Source organism: Pseudomonas sp. LjRoot71, from assembly GCF_964253255.1.
In the GTDB taxonomy this organism is placed as follows: Bacteria; Pseudomonadota; Gammaproteobacteria; order Pseudomonadales; family Pseudomonadaceae; genus Aquipseudomonas.
Window position 1 is genome coordinate 1,862,600 of the sequence record NZ_CAXURA020000001.1, and the last position, 20,685, is coordinate 1,883,284.

The window sequence follows — 20,685 nt, forward strand, 5'->3', positions numbered from 1 at the left end:
GGGAAAGCCCTCTTAGTGAGCCACGGCAGCAGCGCCGTGCTCGTCGATCAATGCGCCGGTATGGAAACGGTCCATCGCAAACGGTTTGGCCAGCGGATGCATTTCGCCTTTGGCCAGGCTCGCCGCGAATACGTGGCCCGAACCCGGCGTGGCCTTGAAGCCGCCGGTGCCCCAGCCGCAGTTGAAGAACAGGTTCGGCACCGGGGTCTTGGAAATGATCGGGCAGGCGTCCGGCGAGGTGTCGACAATGCCGCCCCACTGACGGTTCATGCGTACCCGCGAGAGCACCGGGAACATCTCGACGATGGCTTGCAGGGTGTGTTCGATAGTGCCGTAGGAGCCGCGCTGGCCGTAGCCGTTGTAGCCGTCGATGCCGGCACCGATGACCAGGTCGCCTTTGTCCGACTGGCTGATATAGCCATGCACGGCGTTGGACATGATCACGCTGTCGATGATCGGCTTGATCGGCTCGGACACCAGCGCCTGCAGTGGATGGGACTCCAGCGGCAGACGGAAGCCGGCCAGGCCCGCCATATGCCCGGAGTTACCGGCGGTGACCACGCCCACGCGCTTGCCGCCGATAAAGCCCTTGTTGGTTTCCACGCCGATGCACACGCCGTTTTCCTTGCGAAAGCCGGTGACTTCGGTCTGCTGAATCAGGTCCACGCCCAGGGCGTCGGCGGCGCGGGCATAGCCCCAGGCCACGGCATCGTGACGGGCCACGCCACCGCGACGCTGCACGGTAGAGCCCATCACCGGGTAACGGGTGTTCTTGCTGCAATCCAGATAGGGAATCTCTTCGGCCACCTGCTTGGCATCCAGCAGTTCGCCGTCCACCCCATTGAGACGGTTGGCGCTGACGCGGCGCTCGGAGTCGCGCATGTCCTGCAGGGTGTGGCACAGGTTGTAGACGCCGCGCTGGCTGAACATGACGTTGTAGTTGAGGTCCTGGGACAGGCCTTCCCACAGCTTCATCGCATGCTCGTAGAGGTGCGCCGACTCATCCCACAGGTAGTTGGAGCGCACGATGGTGGTGTTGCGCGCGGTGTTGCCGCCGCCCAGCCAGCCCTTCTCGATCACCGCGACGTTCTTCACGCCGAACTCTTTGGCCAGGTAATAGGCCGTGGCCAGACCGTGACCGCCACCGCCGACGATGATCACGTCGTACACCGGCTTGGGTGTCGGGTTGCGCCACATACGCTGCCAGTTTTCGTGGTGGCTGAACGCGTGCTTGAACAGGCCGAAGCCGGAATAACGTTGCATCAGTGGGTACTCCTGATACGAAAAAGCCTAACCGTAGGAGCGGGCCATGCCCGCGAACCCCGTGGAATCGCGGGCATGGCCCGCTCCTACAGGGTCATTGCGTTCAGCGATATACGGGGTAATCGGCGCATAGCCCTGCCGCCAAGGTCGCCACCTGCGCTTCCACATCGGCATCGCCGAGGTGGTCGAGGATGTTGCAGATCCAACCGGCCAGCTCGATGCTCTGCGCTTCCTTGAAACCGCGCGTGGTGATCGCCGGGGTGCCGATACGCAGGCCCGAGGTGACAAACGGCGACTGCGGGTCATTCGGCACGGCGTTCTTGTTCACCGTGATGCCGGCACGGCCCAGGGCGGCATCGGCGTCTTTACCGGTCAGGCCCTGACGGATCAGGCTGACCAGGAACAGGTGGTTGTCGGTACCGCCGGAGACCACGTCGTAGCCGCGCTCGATAAACACCTTGGCCATGGCCTGGGCGTTCTTGATCACCTGCGCTTGGTAGTCCTTGAAGCCCGGCTCCATGGCTTCCTTGAAGCACACCGCCTTGGCCGCAACCACATGCATCAACGGGCCGCCCTGGGCACCAGGGAAGACTGCCGCGTTGAGCTTCTTCTCGATATCAGGATTGGCCTTGGCCAGGATCAAGCCACCACGCGGGCCGCGCAGGGTCTTGTGGGTGGTGGTGGTAACCACATCGGCAAAGGGAATCGGGTTGGGGTACAGACCTGCGGCGACCAGGCCGGCGACGTGGGCCATGTCGACAAACAGCAGCGCCCCGACCTTGTCGGCGATGGCGCGGAAACGCGGAAAATCCAGCGTCTTCGAGTAGGCGGAAAAACCGGCGACGATCATCTTCGGCTTGTGCTCGACGGCCAGGCGCTCGACTTCGTCGTAATCGATCAGCCCGGTGGCAGTGTCGATGCCGTACTGCACGGCGTTGTACAGCTTGCCCGAAGACGACACCTTGGCGCCGTGGGTCAGGTGGCCGCCGTGGGCCAGGCTCATGCCGAGGATGGTGTCGCCGGCATTGATCAGCGCCAGGTACACCGCGCTGTTGGCGGACGAACCGGAATGCGGCTGCACGTTGGCGTAATCGGCGCCGAACAGTTTCTTGGCACGGTCGATGGCCAGCTGCTCGACCACGTCTACATGCTCGCAACCGCCGTAGTAACGCTTGCCCGGATAGCCTTCGGCGTACTTGTTGGTCAGGCCGCTGCCCTGCGCTTCCATAACCCGCTGGCTGGTGTAGTTTTCCGAGGCGATCAGCTCGATATGGTGCTCCTGACGGCGCTCCTCGGCGTTGATGGCGCTGAGCAATTCGTCGTCGTAGCCTTGAATCTGGTCGTTCTTGCTGAACATCACTGATCTCCTGCGGCACCGGGGTGTGACGCATCTGTGTCGGAAGCGGGCTGAGCCCTTGTAAGCCGATGGTATGACTGGCCCTGATCGGTCAGATGCCTATGCACGCCACGGGGGATTGCGTTTGCGACATGCACGCGTCGCAATTGCGCAGGCCTTATAGGCGACAGCGCGCTGCGGCTTCGCCTGTATGGCAGAGGATGTCGCCCCCGTATCTGCACGCAGGCGTGACCGCGGATACAGTAGAAGCATCCCAAACGGCTTAGCGTTAGCGCCCACAAGGAAGCTCCCATGCCTGATCTCTCGCAACAATTCGCCAGCGACAACTACTCCGGTATCTGCCCGGAAGCCTGGGCAGCCATGGCCGAAGCCAATCAGGGCCACCAGCGCGCCTATGGCGATGACGAATGGACCGCGCGCGCCGCCGACCATTTCCGCCGCCTGTTTGAAACCGACTGCGAAGTGTTTTTCGCCTTCAACGGCACGGCGGCCAACTCCCTGGCCCTGGCGTCGCTGTGCCAGAGCTACCACAGCGTGATCTGCTCGGAGACCGCCCACGTCGAAACCGACGAGTGCGGCGCGCCGGAGTTCTTCTCCAACGGCTCCAAGCTGCTGCTGGCCAAGACCGAGAACGGCAAGCTGACGCCCGAAGCGATCCGCGACATCGCCCTCAAGCGCCAGGACATCCACTACCCCAAGCCGCGCGTGGTCACCCTGACCCAGGCCACGGAAGTCGGCACCGTTTACAGTCCCGATGAAGTGCGGGCGATCAGCGCGGTGTGCGGCGAACTGGGCCTGCACCTGCACATGGACGGCGCGCGCTTCTCCAACGCCTGCGCTTCTCTCGGCTGCAGCCCGGCCGACCTGACCTGGAAAGCCGGTGTGGACGTGCTGTGTTTTGGTGGCACCAAAAACGGCATGGCGGTGGGTGAGGCGATCCTGTTTTTCAACAAGGACCTGGCCGAAGATTTCGACTACCGCTGCAAGCAGGCCGGCCAACTGGCCTCGAAGATGCGCTACCTGTCCGCGCCCTGGGTCGGCATCCTGCAGAACGATGCCTGGCTGAAATACGCCCGTCACGCCAACCGCTGCGCACAGCTGCTCGCCGAGTTGGTCAGTGATATTCCGGGGGTCAGCCTGATGTTCCCGGTGCAGGCCAACGGCGTGTTCTTGCAGATGTCGGAACCGGCGCTGGAAATCCTGCGCGGCCAGGGCTGGCGCTTCTACACCTTTATCGGAGCCGGCGGCGCACGCTTTATGTGCTCCTGGGACACCGACGAAGCGCGGGTGCGCCAGCTGGCAGGGGATATTCGTGCGGCAATGGCGGCGGGCTAAAGCAATACCGGAGCAGGTAAACCGTTTCCCATGTAGGAGCCTGCCGAAAGCATCGCCAGCAAGCTGGCTCCTACGTGACCGAGAGACTCACGAAGGACGGGGCACCAACGCCGGCAGCAAGGTGCGCGAGATGGCCTCGCGCACATTCGGCAGCAGCGTCGCGCTGCCACCCAATAATTCCTCCACCAGTCGCCGCAGGGCCAGCGCGCGCTCCGGACTCAGGCCGCTGACGGCATGCTCGCAGGCCTGCTCGGCGGTAACGCCGGGTGGAATCGACAGCCCCAGCGCCACCAGGCGTTCGCGTAGATCCTCCTGATCGATCAGATCGGCGTGCATCATGGTCAATTCCTCCAATGGTAGAACGTTAGAGCCTGCTCACGATTTCGCGAGCTAGAGTCATGCAAGGCGCTACGTTAGTAACAGCCTTCGGCTGGTCAAAGCGGCGAGGAAGCGGAATGTACTTTTGTACATGAGCATTACTCGCTTCGCCTGCCCTGCGGGCCGCGCTAAAGCGCGTTAGCCGCCAGCGGCTTGCCGAGCCTGTTTTTAACGCAGCAGATCGTGAACAGGCTCTTAGCGCAGCACGCCTTCTTCCAACAGCAACTTGAAGATAGCCTCGGCACCGGCCTGTGGCGATACATCCTTGAGCACCTGCCCACCGCCGCCGGATGCCTTGGCCGTAGCCGCCTTCATCCGTTCCGCGCCGGTCTTGGCTTTGATCACCTTGAGGCGTTTGGGCCGGGGCTTGGCCGGTTGCAGCTGGGCGCTGGCAAACAGCGGGTCGGCGACCAGTTCCACCTCTTCAGCCGTCAGCAGGCCACGGCGAGCCGGGCCGAAGGCGCTTTGGCGGGCGACGGGCGCAGCGTTATCCACGCTGGCAACAAACGGCAGTCGCACCTGCAAGCGCCGGCGCTGGCCGCGCGGCAAGGCTTGCAGCACCTGGGCCACACCATTGCTGACCTGCTCCACCGCCGCCAGCCCGACCACCAGCGGCCAGCCGAGTTGCTCCGCCAGCAGGTAAGGCAACATGCCGGAGCCTTCGCCGGTTTCCGCCTGACTGCCGGTCAACACCAGCTGCGCGCTGGAATCGCTCAGGTAGCCGGCCAGCACCGGCAGCGCATCGCTGTGCACCGGTTGTTCGAGAACTTTGACCTGATTAAGGCCCATACCCAGGTAAGCGCGCAGCGCCTCCTGCTGCGGATCGCCGGCATGCAACACCTGCAACCGCTCACCAGCCAGGCGCAGGCCCAGCTCGACGGCGCGGGCATCCTGCTCGGCGCGGCGTGGGCGGCCAGACGTAGGATGCGCCCCGACTGAAACCAGCGCGACGATATTCAACTCAGTCATGCATCCCCCGTAGCCCGGATGCAATCCGGGAAAGATGGTGGTGACCCCGGATTTCATCCGGGCTACGCCGCTGGACTGGATATACCCGTGGGAGGGACTTTAGCCGCGAAAGCCGTTCGCGGCTAAAGCCCCTCCCACAGGATTTTGCGAACCCCGTTTTAGGCAGCATCGCGGGCGCCTCCCTGGCGGTGGGCAGCAACGCGCTCGATCAACGCCTGCAAAATCGCGGCGGATTCGCCGATCACCGAGAGGTCAGCGCGTTTGATCATGTCGCAGGTCGGGTCGAGGTTGATCGCCACCACCTTGTCACAGGCACCGATGCCTTGCAGGTGCTGGATCGCCCCGGAAATCCCCACGGCCACATACACCCGCGCCGTGACCCAGATGCCCGATGCGCCGACCTGGCGCTCGCGGCCCATAAAGCCATCGTCCACTGCCACCCGCGACGCACCTTCGGTCGCGCCCAGCGCCGCAGCGGCCTGATGGAACAGCGCCCAATCCTTCACGCCGTTGCCGCCGGAGAGAATAAATTCGGCCTCGGCCATGGGGATCTGCGCCGGATCAACCGCTACCGCGCCCAAATCCTGAATCCGTGGCAAGTGGCTGACCAGCGCCTCACTGAGCGCCAGCGGCCGTACTTCATGACGGGTTTCGCTGACCGGTTCGGCGCACTCCACCGCTGCCAGAATCAGGCGTGGCGCGGCTTGCACCAGGTCTTCTCGTCCAGCACCGGCACGCCCGCTGGCCAAGCCATCGGCCACCTGCCAGACCCGCGTGGCCGGGCGCTCGCCGAGTTTGGCGGCCAGGCGGCGGCCCAATTCACCGCCACCGCTGCGGCTATCCGGCAGCAACCAGTGGCGCGGCGACAGTTGCCGTTCCAGCGCACCGAGAGCCAACACCCGCGCTTCCGGGGCGTAGCCGTCGAAATCGTCACTGGCGAACTGCAGCAGGCGGTCCACGCCGTTGCGGTCGAAAGCGCTTTCCTTGTGCTCGCCAAAGATCACCGCCACCACCGCGCCGTCGCTGCCGGCGAGCTTGTGCGCCAGGCCGAGCAGATCCTTGTCATGCGCGCTCAGACGGCCGCCGAGCATATCCGGCACCACGGCGATATAGAACGCCGGTTGCTCGATTACATGCAGCGGCAATTGCACCACGGCACTGGCCGTCGAGCGCTTGGCCGCGCCGCCTTGCTGTGCGCCGGAGCGGTCGATGCGTTTAAGGCCATTAGGGCCGATAAAGCCCACCGCATGCGGGTTCTTGCGCAGCACACCGGCAGGGCTGAGCCAACTGGCCACAGCCGTCTGCAATGCAGCATGCAAGGGGTGCAGGCGATTGCGGGCGATCCACTCAGCCCGTGGGTCACGGCGGATCAGGTCGCTCATAGACGCAACTCCTGAGCTGACACAATCAGTCCCCTCGCCCCTTCGGGGGAGAGGGCTAGGGGGAAGCAGGCGACACCGGCGTGGTGAGTGCAACCCTCTCCCCCTGCCCCTCTCCCGCACGCGGGAGAGGGGAGGCAAGCACTGATGCCATACATTACGCGACCTCCACGACTGTTTTAGGCGCTGCCGTTACCGGGGCGGATTGCTCGATCAATACATCGGCCACCAGCTCGGCAATATCCTTGACCTCCGGGCGCGGGCCGACCACGCCTTCGAGCATCGCGGTGCACTGCGGGCAACCCACGGCGACCAGCTCGGCGGCGGTTTCCTTGATATCAACCATGCGCATATCGGGGATGCGCTGCTTGCCGGGGATATCGGTGATCGGCGCACCGCCGCCACCGCCGCAGCAACGGGAGCGGAAGCCGGAGCGCTGCATCTCTTTCACTTCAATGCCGATGGCGTTCAGCACAGCGCGTGGGGCCTCATATTCACCGTTGTAGCGGCCCAGGTAGCACGGGTCGTGATAGGTGACCGAGCCACCTTTGTGTTGGCCCAGGTTGAGTTTTTTCCCACTGATCAGCTCATCCATATAGGTGCTGTGGTGCAGCACCTGGTAGCGGCCGCCCAACTCGCCGTATTCGTTTTTCAGCACATGGAAGCTGTGCGGGTCGCAGGTGACGATGCGTTTGAACTGATACTTGGCCAGGGTCGCGATATTGCGTTTGGCCAGCAGCTGGAAGGTTGCTTCATCACCCAGACGCCGCGCCACGTCGCCGCTGTCGCGCTCTTCCAGACCGAGCACGGCGAAGTCGACGTTGGCGGCCTTGAGCACTTTGACAAAGGCACGCAGGGTGCGCTGGTTGCGCATATCAAAAGCGCCGTCACCGACCCAGAACAGCACATCCACATTTTGCTTGTCGCTCATCAGCGACAGGTTCAAATCGGCTGCCCAGTTCAACCGGCCACCAGGGTTGAAACCGCCGGGGTTATCGGTGGCGATCAGGTTGTCCAGCACCTCGGCACCCTTGTTCGGCGTCGCGCCTTTTTCCAGGGTCAGATGGCGGCGCATATCGACGATGGCGTCGACGTGCTCGATCATCATCGGGCACTCCTCGACGCAGGCGCGGCAGGTGGTACACGACCATAGGGTCTCGGCATCAACCAGCGCCTTGCCGTTCAGGTTGACGATCGGCAGGTGCGGGCCGCCGCTGTGTTCGCCCACCGGTTTACCCGGATACGGACTACCAGCGAACTTGGCATCGCTGCCACCGGCCAGGCCAACCACCATATCCTGAATCAGTTTTTTCGGGTTCAGTGGCTGGCCCGCGGCGAAGGACGGGCAGGCTGCCTCGCACTTGCCGCACTGCACGCAGGCGTCGAAACCGAGCAATTGGTTCCAGGTGAAATCCGTGGGTTTTTCCACGCCCAGCGGGGCTTTCGGATCATCCAGATTCAGCGCTTTGAGGCCGGTCGAGCGACCGCCACCGAAGCGCTCACTGCGGCGATGCCAGGCCAGGTGCAGAGCACCGGCAAAGGCGTGCTTCATCGGCCCGCCCCAGGTCATGCCGAAGAACAACTCGGACACACCCCACGCCACACCGACAGTCAGCAGCAGCGCCAGCACCCAGCCACCAAAGCCTTCCGGCAGGATGCCGGCCACCGGCAAAGTGGCGATAAAGAAGCTGCTGGCAAACATCAGCAGGCTCTTCGGCAAACGCATCCACGGACCTTTCGATAGCCGTGACGGTGGATCAAGGCGGCGCTTGGCAACAAACAGCGCGCCGACAAACATCAGCGCGGTCGCCGCCAGCAAGGCGAAGCCGAGGATACGACTCTGCAGGCCAAAGCCGTGTACCAGAATTGCCAGCACGGCCGCCAGAACAAAGCCGCCCGCAGTAGCGACGTGGGTGTTGGCGATGTATTTATCGCGCGCCACCACATGGTGCAGATCGACCATATAACGGCGTGGCATGGCCAGCAGTCCGCCCAGCCAGTCGACCTGAGCCGGACGGCCACGGCGCCACATCAGAAAGCGCTTCACCGCGCCGATAACCGCAAGGGCCAGGGCAGCGAAGAGCAGGATGGGGAGTAGGGTGTTTAACATCGAGGACATCCTCAATCCCAAAGGTGGGGCTGGTGGGAGGGGCTTTAGCCGCGATGCTTTTAGCCTTGTCGCGGCTAAAGCCCCTCCCACACCGGTTCAGCGTTTAGATCAGAAGTCCTTGCACAGCCGCAGCGCGTCGTAGATCGCCGCGTGGGTGTTGCGCTGAGCCACGCAGTCGCCGATGCGGAACAGCAGATAACCGTCGCCCGTCTCGGATAAACACGGCTGCGGCTTGATCGCAAACAGCGCCTCCACGTCGATCTGGCCCTTGTTGCGCGAGCCTTCCTTGAGGGCGTAGTACAGGCGCTCGTCAGGGCGCACGCCGTTTTCCACCACCACCTGATCGACCACGCGCTCTTCTTTCGCGCCGGTGTATTCGTTCTCCAGCACCGCCACCAGCTTGTCGCCTTCGCGGTAGACCTTCTCCAGCATCATGTCGCCGGTCATGATCACTTCTTTCGGGTACAGGCTGCGGTAGTACGTCGGGAACGTGGTGCCGCCCATGGCCACACCCGGCTTGATGTCGTCGGTGACGATCTCCACCTTGGCGCCCTTCTCGGCGATAAAGTCGGCCACCGACATACCGCTGAATTCGCAAATGGTGTCGTACACCAGCACGTTATTGCCCGGCGCCACTTTGCCGTCGAGGATGTCCCAACTGCTGACCACCAGGCCTTCGGCCGCGCCCCAGTGCTCGTTCTGCTCAATAAACGGATGGCCGCCGTTGGCCAGCACCACGATATCCGGGCGCAGGTCCATGATGCTGGCCTCGTCCGCACCGGTGCCCAGGCGCAGGTCGATGTTCAGGCGTGCCAGTTCCAGCTGGAACCAGCGGGTGATGCCGGCCATCTGGTCGCGCTGCGGTGCCTTGGCGGCCAAGGTGATTTGCCCGCCGAGGCTGTCTTTCTTCTCGAACAGGGTCACATCGTGGCCGCGCTCGGCAGCCACACGCGCCGCTTCCATCCCCGCCGGGCCACCGCCAACAATCACCACCTTGCGCTTCGGCCCGCTGGTTTTTTCGATGATATGCGGCAGGCCCATATATTCGCGGCTGGTCGCAGCGTTCTGGATGCACAGCACATCCAGGCCCTGGTACTGGCGGTCGATGCAGTAGTTGGCACCGACGCACTGTTTGATCTGGTCGACCTGGCCCATCTTGATCTTGGCGATCAGATGCGGGTCGGCGATATGCGCGCGGGTCATGCCGACCATATCGACATAGCCGCCTTCGAGAATGCGCGTGGCCTGGTTCGGGTCCTTGATGTTCTGCGCGTGCAACACCGGCACCTTGACCACTTCCTTGATCCCGGCTGCCAGGTGCAGGAACGGCTCCGGCGGGTAGCTCATGTTCGGAATGACGTTGGCCAGGGTGTTGTGGGTGTCGGCACCAGAACCGACCACGCCGATAAAGTCGATCAGGCCGGTGGCATCGTAATACGCGGCGATCTGCTTCATGTCCTCGTGAGAGAGGCCGTCCGGGTGGAACTCATCACCGGAGATACGCAGGCCCACGCAGAAATCGGGCCCCACCTCGACGCGCACCGCCTTGATCACTTCCAGGCCGAACTTCATCCGACCTTCAAAGGTGCCGCCCCATTCGTCAGTGCGCTTGTTCACCCGAGGCGACCAGAACTGGTCGATCATGTGCTGGTGCACGGCCGACAGCTCTACGCCGTCCAGGCCGCCGGCTTTGGCCCGAGCCGCTGCCTTGGCGAAGTCTCCGATGACGCGCCACATTTCCTCCGGCTCGATGGTCTTGCAGGTAGCACGGTGTACCGGTTCGCGGATACCGGACGGCGACATCAGGGTCGGCCAGTCGAAGCCATCCCAGCGTGAGCGGCGGCCCATGTGGGTAATCTGGATCATGATCTTGGCGCCATGCTTGTGCATGGCGTCGGCCAAGTTCTGAAAGTGCGGGATGATGCGGTCGGTGGACAGGTTCACCGAGCTCCACCAGCTGTGCGGGCTGTCGATGGAGACCACCGACGAGCCGCCGCAGATGGCCAGACCGACGCCGCCCTTGGCCTTCTCTTCGTAGTACTTGACGTAACGCTCCGTGGTCATGCCGCCGTCGGTGGCCATGACCTCGGCGTGCGCGGTGGACACGATGCGGTTGCGGATGGTCAGCTTGCCGATCTGGATCGGCTGGAACATTGCTTCAAAAGCCATTACGGCACCCTCACTGGCGTTTCACTGTGGGAGGGGCTTTAGCCGCGACAGCCTCGCCGCTGAAGCGCCTCCCACGCACGGTATTTTTCTAGCGTGGCTTCACCACAAACAGGCCATCGTCGTGGCCCTCTTCGGAGCCGCCATAGACCTGCTCGGCCACGGTGCGCAATGGGCTGCCCTGGGCCTGGAGAATCTGATCCATGGCGCCGGCAAACCAGCCGGTGAACATGTAGTCGACCTTGCGCCCGCACTTGCCGTAGACGTAGACAAAGGCCGAGTGTTTGAGCTTCACCGAGGCGGTGCCGGCGGCCAGGTCGATGGCGTCGATCTCGAACAGCCCCCAGCCGCGTTGCGACAGGCGCTTCATGTAGTGCTCGAACACCGCCACGCCCGACAGACCGTGGCATTCGGCCTCTTTCTCGCACCAGTGCCAGGCGGACTTGTAGCCGGCCTTGTAGAGAATCTCGGCATAGGCTTCAGCGCCCAGTACCTCTTCGATACCGATATGGTTGTTGACGAAGAAATGCCGCGGCACATAGAGCATCGGCAGCGCGTCGGTGGTCCAGACGCCGGTTTCGTCGTCGACCTGGATAGGCATTTCGGGTGCGTGGGTGGCCATGTGTTCAGTGCTCCAGAATCTTGTTTGATTGGTGGGAGGGGCTTTAGCCGCGACCTGCCCCGCAGGGGCAGCATCATTAAGGGCGTCGCGGCTAAAGCCCCTCCCACAGAGGATCGTGTGGGCGTAAAGCGTTATTCGCCCCAGACGTCTTTCAGAACCCGTACCCAGTTCTCGCCCATGATCTTGCGCACCACGCGTTCGGAATGGCCGCGTTTGAGCAGGGTCTCGGTGAGGTTGGGGAATTCGCCGACGGTGCGGATGCCCAGCGGGTTGATGATCTTGCCGAAGCTGGTCAGGCGGCGGGCGTAGCCCTTGTCGTGGGTCAGGTATTCGAAGAAGTCCTGGCCATGGCCCTGGGTGAAGTCGGTACCGATGCCGATGGCGTCTTCGCCAACGATATTCATCACGTACTCGATGGCTTCGGCGTAGTCGTCGATGGTCGAGTCGATGCCCTTGGCCAGGAACGGCGCGAACATGGTCACGCCGACAAAGCCGCCGTGATCGGCGATAAATTTCAGCTCGGCATCGGACTTATTGCGCGGGTGCTCTTTCAGCCCCGACGGCAGGCAATGGGAATAGGTGACCGGTTTTTTCGATTCGAGGATGACCTCTTCCGAGGTCTTCGAGCCCACATGGGAGAGGTCGCACATGATGCCGACGCGGTTCATCTCGGCAACTATCTCACGACCGAAGCCGGACAGCCCGCCGTCGCGCTCGTAGCAGCCGGTGCCGACCAGGTTCTGGGTGTTGTAGCACATCTGCACGATGCCCACGCCGAGCTGCTTGAACACCTCGACATAGCCAAGCTGGTCCTCGAAGGCATGAGCGTTCTGGAAGCCGAAGAGGATGCCGGTCTTGCCCTGCTCCTTGGCCTTACGGATATCGGCGGTGGTTCGCACCGGCATTACCAGGTCGCTGTTGTCGCGGATCAGCTTCTGGCTGGCGGCGATATTGTTCACCGTGGCCTGAAAGCCTTCCCACACCGACACGGTGCAGTTGGCCGCCGTCAGGCCGCCCTTGCGCATGTCTTCGAACAGTTCACGGTTCCACTTGGCGATGATCAGCCCGTCAATAACGATGCTGTCGGCGTGCAATTCGGCTGGGCTCATCAGGCGTCCCCTTTTTAGCTGTGTCGCCAAACCCGTTGTTGGCGCTTTGGACTGAGCATATCCCTGGGGGGCCGAGCGACCCGGTGCAAAAACGACCGGGGTATTGCCGAAAGCGTCAAAGCCGGGTCGCAGGCGGATATGTCTCAGACAAAGCCTGTGGCAGCCCACAAACCGCTAGGTACCGCAATAAAAAAAGCCCCTGCCCGGAGGTATCCGGCAGAGGCCAAGGTGACCCTTGAGGAGGGTCTCAGTGTGTTACGGCGGTGATTGGCCTGCGACGGGCGGCCAGCAGACCGTAAGCGGTCAGGCCGAGCAGCAACCCCAGGCCAAGAGACATAAGCGTTACTCCGCGCCGACCTGGCGCAAGTAAGGGGCTGGTGCCGCGCCGAGGTTGCTCAGCACGCGCTCGCTGTACCAGTCGATAAAGTTGACCACGCCAAACTCGTAGGTTTTCGAGTACGGGCCGGGCTGGTAGGCGGTGGAGTTGATGCCGCGCTGGTTCTCTTCGGCCAGGCGCCGATCCTGGTCGTTGGTGGCGTCCCATACCTGACGCAGGCGGGCCACGTCGTAATCCACGCCTTCCACCGCATCCTTGTGCACCAGCCACTTGGTGGTGACCATGGTTTCCTGGGCACTGATCGGCCACACGGTGAAGACGATCAGGTGATCGCCCATGCAGTGGTTCCACGAATGCGGCAGATGCAGGATGCGCATCGAGCCCAGATCCGGGTCGGTGATGCGGCCCATCAGCTTGTTGCAGCCTGGCTTGCCGTCCATGGTCATCGACACCGTGCCCTTGAGCAGCGGCATGCGCACGATGCGGTTACGCAGGCCGAAGCTGGCGTGGGCGTAAGGAATCTTGTCGCGGTCCCAGCGGGTGGTGCATTCGCTGACCTGGTCCTTGAACGCCTGGGTGGCGCGCGGGTCGGTGACGTCGTCCCACTCCAGCAGGGTATTCAGCAGTTCCGGGTGCGAACCGTTGCAGTGGTAGCACTCGCGGTTGTTCTCGATCACCAGCTTCCAGTTGGCTTTCTCCATCAAGGTGGTTTGCACCGCCACCTTGGTGTTTTCCATTTCGTAGGGCTCCATGTAATGGGCCAGGGTGCTGAGGAAGTCGTCGATGGCCGGCGGGTTCTCGGCCAGGGAGATAAAGATATAGCCGCCCGCCACCTTGCAGTTGACCGGCTTCAGGCTGTAGTCCTTGAGGTCGAAATCCGCGCCCATTTCGGTACCGGCAAACAGCAGCCGACCGTCCAGTTCGTAGGTCCACTGGTGATAGGGGCACACAAGCTTGGCCACCTTGCCCTTGTCACTGGTGCACAGGCGCGAGCCGCGATGGCGGCAGACGTTATGAAAGGCATGCACCACGCCATCGGCACCACGGATCACCATGATCGGGTTGTCGCCGATCTGCAGGGTGAGGAAGTTGCCCTTGGCCGGGATCTCGCAGGTCATGCCAGCGATCAGCCATTCCTTGTGGAAGATCTCCTGCATGTCGATCTTGAACAGGCGCTCATCGCTGTAGAACGGCTGCGGCAGCGAAAAGGTGCGCTCGCGCTTCTGCAGCATCTCGGCGGTGGCCTTGCGCGCGGGCTCCAGCGGATCGCCCAGGCCCAGGGTGCTCAGTGGTGTATGGGTGCAGTCCATCGGTAAGTCCTCATGGCGGGTCGCAGCAGCGGCCTGCGGAAAAGTGGCTAGTCGGTATCACGCAAGGTGGCGTCATTGCCCCGCTCTGCGCCTGCCGATGGCGTCTGTATAAACGGAGAATTCGCTCGTGACCTTTTGCTTCGGCTGGCTGCGAGTGTGGCGCTGCGCGGGGGCGAAACCTTGTCTATGGGCGACATGGCCACATCCGTTTCCGACGCGGCAAACCAAGGCCTGCGCGGCAGGTCGCGATAAGCATGTAAATGTCGCTGGCAGATAAATGAGCGCCGCGGGCGATGCGCACAATCACTGCCAACAGGCCGCGAATAGGCCGCCGTGCGCGAGAGAACGACCATGTCGAACCCCTTCCTCAATCCCGTGACCACTCAGACCTGGAGCAACGGCCGCCACCTGGTGCGCTGCGTCAAAGCCATCCAGGAAACCTGGGATGTGCGCACCTTCTGTTTTATGGCCGACCAACCGATGGTGTTCTTCTTCAAGCCGGGGCAGTTCGTCACCCTGGAGCTGGAGATCGACGGCCAGCCGATCATGCGCTCCTACACCATTTCCAGCTCGCCCTCGGTGCCCTACAGCTTCTCGCTGACCATCAAGCGGGTGCCCGGCGGCAAGGTCTCCAACTGGCTGCACGACAACCTGAAAGAGGGCGACGTGCTGCCGGTGCACGGCCCCGTAGGGCTGTTCAACGCCATCGACTTTCCGGCGGACAAGGTGCTGTTCCTCAGCGGCGGTGTCGGCATCACCCCGGTGATGTCCATGTCGCGCTGGTTCTTCGACACCAACGGCAATGTCGATATGGTCTTCGTGCACAGCGCGCGCACGCCCAAGGACATCATCTATCACCGCGAGCTGCGCCATATGGCCTCGCGCATCGACAACTTCAAGCTGCACCTGATCTGCGAGAAGTACGAGATCGGCGAGACCTGGGCCGGCTACCGCGGCTACCTGAACCAGAAGATGCTCGAGCTGATCGCGCCGGATTTCATGGAGCGGGAGATCTTCTGCTGCGGCCCGACGCCCTATATGAGCGCTGTCAAACGCCTGCTGGAAGCCAACGGCTTCGACATGCAGCGCTACCACGAGGAATCCTTCGGTGCCACGCCGCCGGAAGCCCGCGCCGATGCCCTGGAACATGCCGAACAGGCCGCCGAGGCCGGCGCGGTGGATGCCGCCGACCTGCACCAGGTGGCCTTTACCAACACCGGCAAGAGCATCCGCGTGGCCCCCGGCGAAACCGTGCATGCCGCCGCCGCCAAGCTCGGCCTGCATATCCCCAAGGCCTGCGGCATGGGCATCTGCGGCACCTGCAAGGTGATGAAGACAGCAGGCGAAGTGAGCATGGAACACAACGGCGGCATCACCGACGAAGACGTGGCCGAGGGTTATATCCTGTCGTGCTGCAGCGTGCCCCAGGGTGATGTGACGATCGAGTACTGAGGCCACCCCAGACAACACGACACACAGCAAAACGCCGCACTCACCTACCATAGCGAGTGCGGCGTTTTAGCCTGCGTTACAAACGAACGCTGGCGAAGGTCGACTCGCCCTGCGCGCGGGTCAGCGCCGCCATGGCCGAGGATGGCGATGGGCGCATCAGGTCTTCCGGCATTGGCAGCAGCGCCACCACATTGCCGTTCTGCTGGCCCGCGCGTTCGTCCCGCGGCGGGATGCCGAAGTATTCGCGGTAGCACTTGGAGAAGTGCGGCGTGGAGACAAAACCGCAGACCGAGGCCACTTCGATAATCGACATGCTGGTCTGCTTGAGCAGCTGGCGCGCGCGAATAAGCCGCAGCTTGAGGTAGTAGCGCGACGGCGAGCAGTGCAGGTACTTCTGAAACAGGCGCTCCAGCTGACGCCGCGAAACGTCCACGTACAACGCCAGCTGGTCGAGATCGATCGGCTCTTCCAGGTTGGCCTCCATCAGCGCGACGATTTCCTGCAGTTTCGGCTGGTTGGTGCCGAGCATATGCTTGAGCGGCACGCGCTGATGATCCTGCTCGTTGCGGATGCGCTCGTAGATAAACATTTCGGAAATCGCCGCCGCCAGTTCGCGGCCATGCTCGCGGCCGATCACGTGCAGCATCATATCCATCGGCGCGGTGCCACCGGAGCTGGTGTGACGGTTGCGATCAATCGAGAACAGGCGAGTGCTGACGCCCGCGCGGGGGAAGGCTTCCTGCATCGAGGCCAGGCATTCCCAGTGCACGCTGCAATCGAAACCATCGAGCAACCCAGCCTTGGCCAGCGCCCAGCTGCCGGTGCACACCGCGCCCAGTTGCGCGCCATGGCGCGCCTGGCTTTGCAGCCACTGCACATGCTCGCGGGTGACGCTGTGCTGAATGTCCACACCGCCGCAGACCACCACCGCATCCAGGCGCGGCGCAGTCACCAGGCTGGCGTCCGGGGTGATCTGCAGGCCATCGCTGGCGCATACCGGCAGGCCGCTCTGGGTGAGGGTGTGCCAGCGGTACAACTCCTTGCCGGACAGCTGGTTGGCCATGCGCAGCGGTTCGACCGCCGAGGCCAGGGAAATCAGGGTGAAGTTGTCGAGCAGGAGAAAGCCGATGGATTGCGGAGCACGGCTCTGGGGTTGTGCCCCTTGAGTGAACTGTGACATCAGGTGAACCCTCACGCGAAGCAAAGCACGGTAGTGAGCCCCTCTATACGGTGGCTCTTCTTATGGTTCTGGGACTGCACGGCACCAGACTGACAGGCCAACTAACGCAAAGGCCGTGCCTAAATTGATTGAGCGTTCAATTAAAAATATTGGCTATTTCCCAGGGCTAGTGCCACTAGGCGTTGGCAGGAGCGACAGAAGCATTCTGATTACGACCGCAAGCGCCCGACTCACGGGCGTTTGAGCATTTCGGTAGCACTGCCGGGCAGGGGCTTTGTCACCCCGCTACGCAGGGTAAAAACAGCGCGGTAACGGACCAACGGTCAGCCCGTATTTTGCGGCCTTGCACCGCCTTGTCCGAGCCAGCAAATCTCCCGCACCACAATCGGGCACACCGCTCGGCACGCCCGGTATTTGTTCCCTAAAACCGACCAACCGTAGGGTGCGCCGTGCGCACCGATGATAGTTGTCAGCGGCGGCGCGCGCGGCGCACCCTACAGAAAGACCTCAGCACTCAACGGCGCTGACGGCCAGTCCGCCGCGCGAGGTTTCCTTGTACTTGTCATGCATGTCCGCGCCGGTATCACGCATGGTGCGGATCACCCGATCCAGCGAAATAAAGTGTTCGCCGTCGCCACGCAAAGCCATCTGCGCGGCATTGATCGCCTTCACCGCGGCAATCGCATTGCGCTCGATGCAGGGCACCTGCACCAGGCCACCGACCGGATCACAGGTCAGGCCGAGGTTGTGTTCCAGGCCGATCTCGGCGGCGTTTTCCACCTGCCCCGGCGTCGCCCCGAGAATCTCCGCCAGCCCGGCCGCCGCCATGGCGCAGGCAGAACCGACCTCACCCTGACAACCGACCTCGGCGCCGGAGATGGATGCGTTCTTCTTGCACAGAATGCCGATGGCGGCGGCGGCCAGCAGGTAATCCACCACATTGGCTTCACTGACCGCCGGGCTGAAGCGCACGTAATAATGCAGCACCGCCGGGATGATCCCCGCTGCGCCATTGGTCGGCGCGGTGACCATGCGTCCGCCGGCGGCGTTTTCCTCATTCACCGCCAGGGCGAACAGGTTGACCCACTCCATGCCGCTGAGGGTGGAGCCGATCACGTTGGGTTTGCTCATTTCCTGCAGGCTGCGGTGCAGCTTGGCAGCGCGGCGTTTCACATTCAGCCCGCCGGGCAGAATGCCTTCGTGGCGCAGACCGTGCTCGACACATTCACGCATCGCCTGCCACAGGCGCATCAGCCCGCTGCGAATCTCCGCCTCACTGCGCCAGGCCTTCTCGTTGGCCATCATCAGTTCGGAGACGCGCAGGCCATTGCGCTGGCACAGCTGCAACAACTGCTCGGCGCTGTCGAAGTCATAGGGCAGCACGGTGTGGTCCTGATCCAGCTGACCGCTGGCGGCCTGCTCGGCATCCACGACAAAGCCACCACCCACCGAGTAATAGGTGTTTTCGTGCAGCAGGCTGCCATCGGCGGCAAAGGCACTGAGGGTCATGGCGTTGGGGTGATACGGCAGGTTCTCTTCGAGCAACAGCATGTCGCGCGCCCAGTCGAAGGCGATGCTGACACGCCCGCCAAGCTGCAACTGACCGCTGGCCAACAGCTCAGCGATGCGTGGCTCAATGCTGCTCGGGTCGACCTGATCCGGCCATTCGCCCATCAGCCCCATGATCACCGCGCGGTCGCTGCCGTGGCCAACACCGGTGGCCGACAGCGAACCGTACAGGCGTACCTGCAAACGTGCCGTGCGTTCCAGCAAGTGCCGCTCGGCCAATGCGCCGCTAAACAGCGCCGCCGCGCGCATCGGCCCGACGGTATGCGAACTGGACGGCCCGATGCCGATCTTGAACAAGTCAAACACGCTGATAGCCACGACACTCTCCTGCACTGATGCTACGTGCAGGCCATGATCAGGATTTCGCTGGCGCGCAGTCGCCCCACACCGACTTGCCCATGCCTAAATCCGTCAGCGGCTTGCCCACATAGCGGATCGCCTGTGCGTGGCGTCCTGTAGGCCGGATGCAATCCGGGGCAATCTATGACCATGCCTCGATACCTGTTCCATGCAGCAATCCCCTGTAGGAGCGGGCCATGCCCGCGATTCGCACGCGGCCAGAAAACATCGCGGTCATGGACAGCTCCTACAGATGGCGCGGTTTCGCCCCCCGGATTGCATCCGGGCTACGGCTTCACACGCTCACCGTCGCCACAGCCATTCACGACAGCAGCATTCCAGTTGCGACGCGACGCATAGGCAGCACCGGAAATCTGTCGGCATGATCGCCGCGCCCATGGATCGGCCAGCCGTATTCGCCTGCCAGCCGTGGCCCGACTGCGTGCCTGACCAAGCGCGCCCTGTCACTGCAACCGGGAGAGGCTTGATGACACGCAAAAAACGCTGGCTGCTCGCCGCCACCTTCTGCACCACCCCACTGCTGGCCCAGGCCGTGGAGCCGGCGCAATGCGACGTGATTCGCTTCGCCGATGTCGGCTGGACCGACATCACCGTGACCACCGCCGTCACCCGCCAGGTACTCAGCGACCTCGGCTACCGCACCCAGGTCAAACGCCTGTCCGTGCCGGACACCTACAAGGCCATGCAGGACGGCAAGGTCGATGTATTTCTCGGCAACTGGATGCCGAGCATGGAAAACGACATCAAGCCCTACACCGCCAACGGCTCGGTAAAGACCCTCGGCGCCAACCTCATCGGAGCCAAATACACCCTGGCGGTGAACCAGGCCGCTTACGACGGCGGCGTAAAGAACTTCGCCGATCTTGCGCGCTTCAGCAAGGAACTTGGCGGAAAGGTGTACGGCATCGAACCCGGCAATGACGGCAACAAACTGATCCAGCAGATGATCGACAAGAACGCGTTCGGCCTGGCCGGTTTCAGCCTGGTGGAGTCCAGCGAGAACGGCATGCTGGCACAGGTCAAACGCGCCGAGCACCTCAAGCAGTGGGTGGTGTTTCTCGGCTGGGCACCGCACCCGATGAACAACCAGTTGCAGCTGCGTTACCTGGATGGCGGTGATGAATTCTTTGGCCCCAACTATGGCGGCGCCACGGTGTACACCAATGTGCGTGCCGGTCTTGGCGAGCAGTGCCCGAACGTGACCCGGCTGCTGCAAAACCTGCGTTTCAGCCTGGAGATGGAGAGCTACCTGATGGGCGCGATCCTCAACAAAAACACCAACCCACGACGCGAGGCCAAAGCCTGGTTGAAGGCCAATCCGCAGGCTCTGAGCAGTTGGCTGCAAGGCGTAAAACAGCGCAACGGGCAACCGCTCAAAGCACCCGTGAGCCTGTCGGCGAATGACTAATTTCGAGTTTTTTTCGATATCACCGCAGCCCGCTGGTCATCGTGCCTGTGGCCGACTCAAGGACTGTAAACCACGCCCGGCGTGGCTTGCAGCCTTGGCCAAGGGGCAAAAAAGTCTGTTATGGTTTTTAAAGAGTCTGTCGCCGCGCAACACGTCAGGGTCGCAAACCGACAATTGCGACAGGCCGAAGACTATATCGTTGAGTCAGCCGATTTCGTCGCTGTCGCCTTAGCAGGGTCGACAGACCGGGAGCCCACAGCCCCGGACCGAAGAATTTATAAGCGCTGGCTTGTCCCAAATGGGCACCAGCCCAACAAGAAATTTCGGATGTACGCGCACCTCGGATCGAGGTGTGTAAAACCCAAGGATGGGGCTTCGTAA

The 20,685-nt window shown here is 62.8% G+C and carries 15 protein-coding genes; 3 read left to right on the forward strand and 12 right to left on the reverse strand.

The window, feature by feature from the left end:
- Positions 1-12 precede the first annotated feature (12 nt).
- Positions 13-1,263 carry a sarcosine oxidase subunit beta gene (locus ACSQ17_RS08810; RefSeq protein WP_436068288.1) on the reverse strand — a complete coding sequence of 417 codons (1,251 nt, stop codon included), beginning with the start codon at positions 1,261-1,263 and terminating at the stop codon, positions 13-15.
- Between the two features lie 103 nt (positions 1,264-1,366).
- Positions 1,367-2,620, reverse strand: coding sequence for a serine hydroxymethyltransferase (glyA, locus tag ACSQ17_RS08815; protein ID WP_436068289.1), 1,254 nt, complete (start codon positions 2,618-2,620; stop codon positions 1,367-1,369).
- 291 nt (positions 2,621-2,911) lie between these two features.
- Between glyA and ACSQ17_RS08820 the strand changes: the two genes are divergently transcribed.
- Positions 2,912-3,955: a low specificity L-threonine aldolase gene (locus ACSQ17_RS08820; protein WP_436068290.1), complete on the forward strand. Its 1,044-nt coding sequence runs from the start codon at positions 2,912-2,914 to the stop codon at positions 3,953-3,955.
- Between the two features lie 87 nt (positions 3,956-4,042).
- Here the strand turns inward: ACSQ17_RS08820 and ACSQ17_RS08825 are convergent, their stop codons facing one another.
- The 8 genes from ACSQ17_RS08825 to gbcA all read right to left on the reverse strand — a co-directional run bounded on the left by ACSQ17_RS08825 (position 4,043) and on the right by gbcA (position 14,335).
- Positions 4,043-4,294 (reverse strand): hypothetical protein, encoded by a 252-nt coding sequence (locus tag ACSQ17_RS08825; protein ID WP_090254976.1) that lies wholly within the window; start codon positions 4,292-4,294, stop codon positions 4,043-4,045.
- A 234-nt stretch (positions 4,295-4,528) separates the two neighbouring features.
- Positions 4,529-5,302, reverse strand: a complete 774-nt coding sequence (etfB, locus tag ACSQ17_RS08830) for an electron transfer flavoprotein subunit beta (protein ID WP_436068291.1) — start codon at positions 5,300-5,302, stop codon at positions 4,529-4,531.
- Positions 5,303-5,460: 158 nt separating this feature from the next.
- Positions 5,461-6,684, reverse strand: coding sequence for an electron transfer flavoprotein subunit alpha (gene etfA / locus ACSQ17_RS08835; protein WP_436068292.1), 1,224 nt, complete (start codon positions 6,682-6,684; stop codon positions 5,461-5,463).
- A gap of 154 nt (positions 6,685-6,838) precedes the next feature.
- Positions 6,839-8,791: a dimethylglycine demethylation protein DgcB gene (gene dgcB, locus ACSQ17_RS08840; protein ID WP_436068293.1), complete on the reverse strand. Its 1,953-nt coding sequence runs from the start codon at positions 8,789-8,791 to the stop codon at positions 6,839-6,841.
- A gap of 108 nt (positions 8,792-8,899) precedes the next feature.
- Entirely contained in the window at positions 8,900-10,960 is a 2,061-nt protein-coding gene (dgcA, locus tag ACSQ17_RS08845) for a dimethylglycine demethylation protein DgcA (RefSeq protein WP_436068294.1), read from the reverse strand.
- Positions 10,961-11,048: 88 nt separating this feature from the next.
- Positions 11,049-11,579, reverse strand: a complete 531-nt coding sequence (locus ACSQ17_RS08850) for a DUF5943 domain-containing protein (protein WP_233685365.1) — start codon at positions 11,577-11,579, stop codon at positions 11,049-11,051.
- Between the two features lie 131 nt (positions 11,580-11,710).
- Positions 11,711-12,688: a dipeptidase gene (locus ACSQ17_RS08855; protein WP_436068295.1), complete on the reverse strand. Its 978-nt coding sequence runs from the start codon at positions 12,686-12,688 to the stop codon at positions 11,711-11,713.
- Positions 12,689-13,030: 342 nt separating this feature from the next.
- Positions 13,031-14,335, reverse strand: coding sequence for a glycine-betaine demethylase subunit GbcA (gbcA, locus tag ACSQ17_RS08860; RefSeq protein ID WP_436068296.1), 1,305 nt, complete (start codon positions 14,333-14,335; stop codon positions 13,031-13,033).
- 351 nt (positions 14,336-14,686) lie between these two features.
- On the opposite strand from gbcA, the gene gbcB reads away from it, so the two are divergent.
- On the forward strand, positions 14,687-15,787 hold the full coding sequence (gbcB, locus tag ACSQ17_RS08865; RefSeq protein ID WP_436068297.1) for a glycine-betaine demethylase subunit GbcB: 1,101 nt from the start codon (positions 14,687-14,689) through the stop codon (positions 15,785-15,787).
- Between the two features lie 76 nt (positions 15,788-15,863).
- Here the strand turns inward: gbcB and ACSQ17_RS08870 are convergent, their stop codons facing one another.
- Positions 15,864-16,967, reverse strand: coding sequence for a GlxA family transcriptional regulator (locus tag ACSQ17_RS08870; RefSeq protein ID WP_436068298.1), 1,104 nt, complete (start codon positions 16,965-16,967; stop codon positions 15,864-15,866).
- 507 nt (positions 16,968-17,474) lie between these two features.
- Positions 17,475-18,854, reverse strand: coding sequence for an L-serine ammonia-lyase (locus ACSQ17_RS08875; RefSeq protein WP_436068299.1), 1,380 nt, complete (start codon positions 18,852-18,854; stop codon positions 17,475-17,477).
- A 508-nt stretch (positions 18,855-19,362) separates the two neighbouring features.
- Here ACSQ17_RS08875 and ACSQ17_RS08880 point away from each other — a divergent pair.
- Entirely contained in the window at positions 19,363-20,304 is a 942-nt protein-coding gene (locus tag ACSQ17_RS08880) for a choline ABC transporter substrate-binding protein (RefSeq protein ID WP_436068300.1), read from the forward strand.
- Positions 20,305-20,685 lie beyond the last annotated feature (381 nt).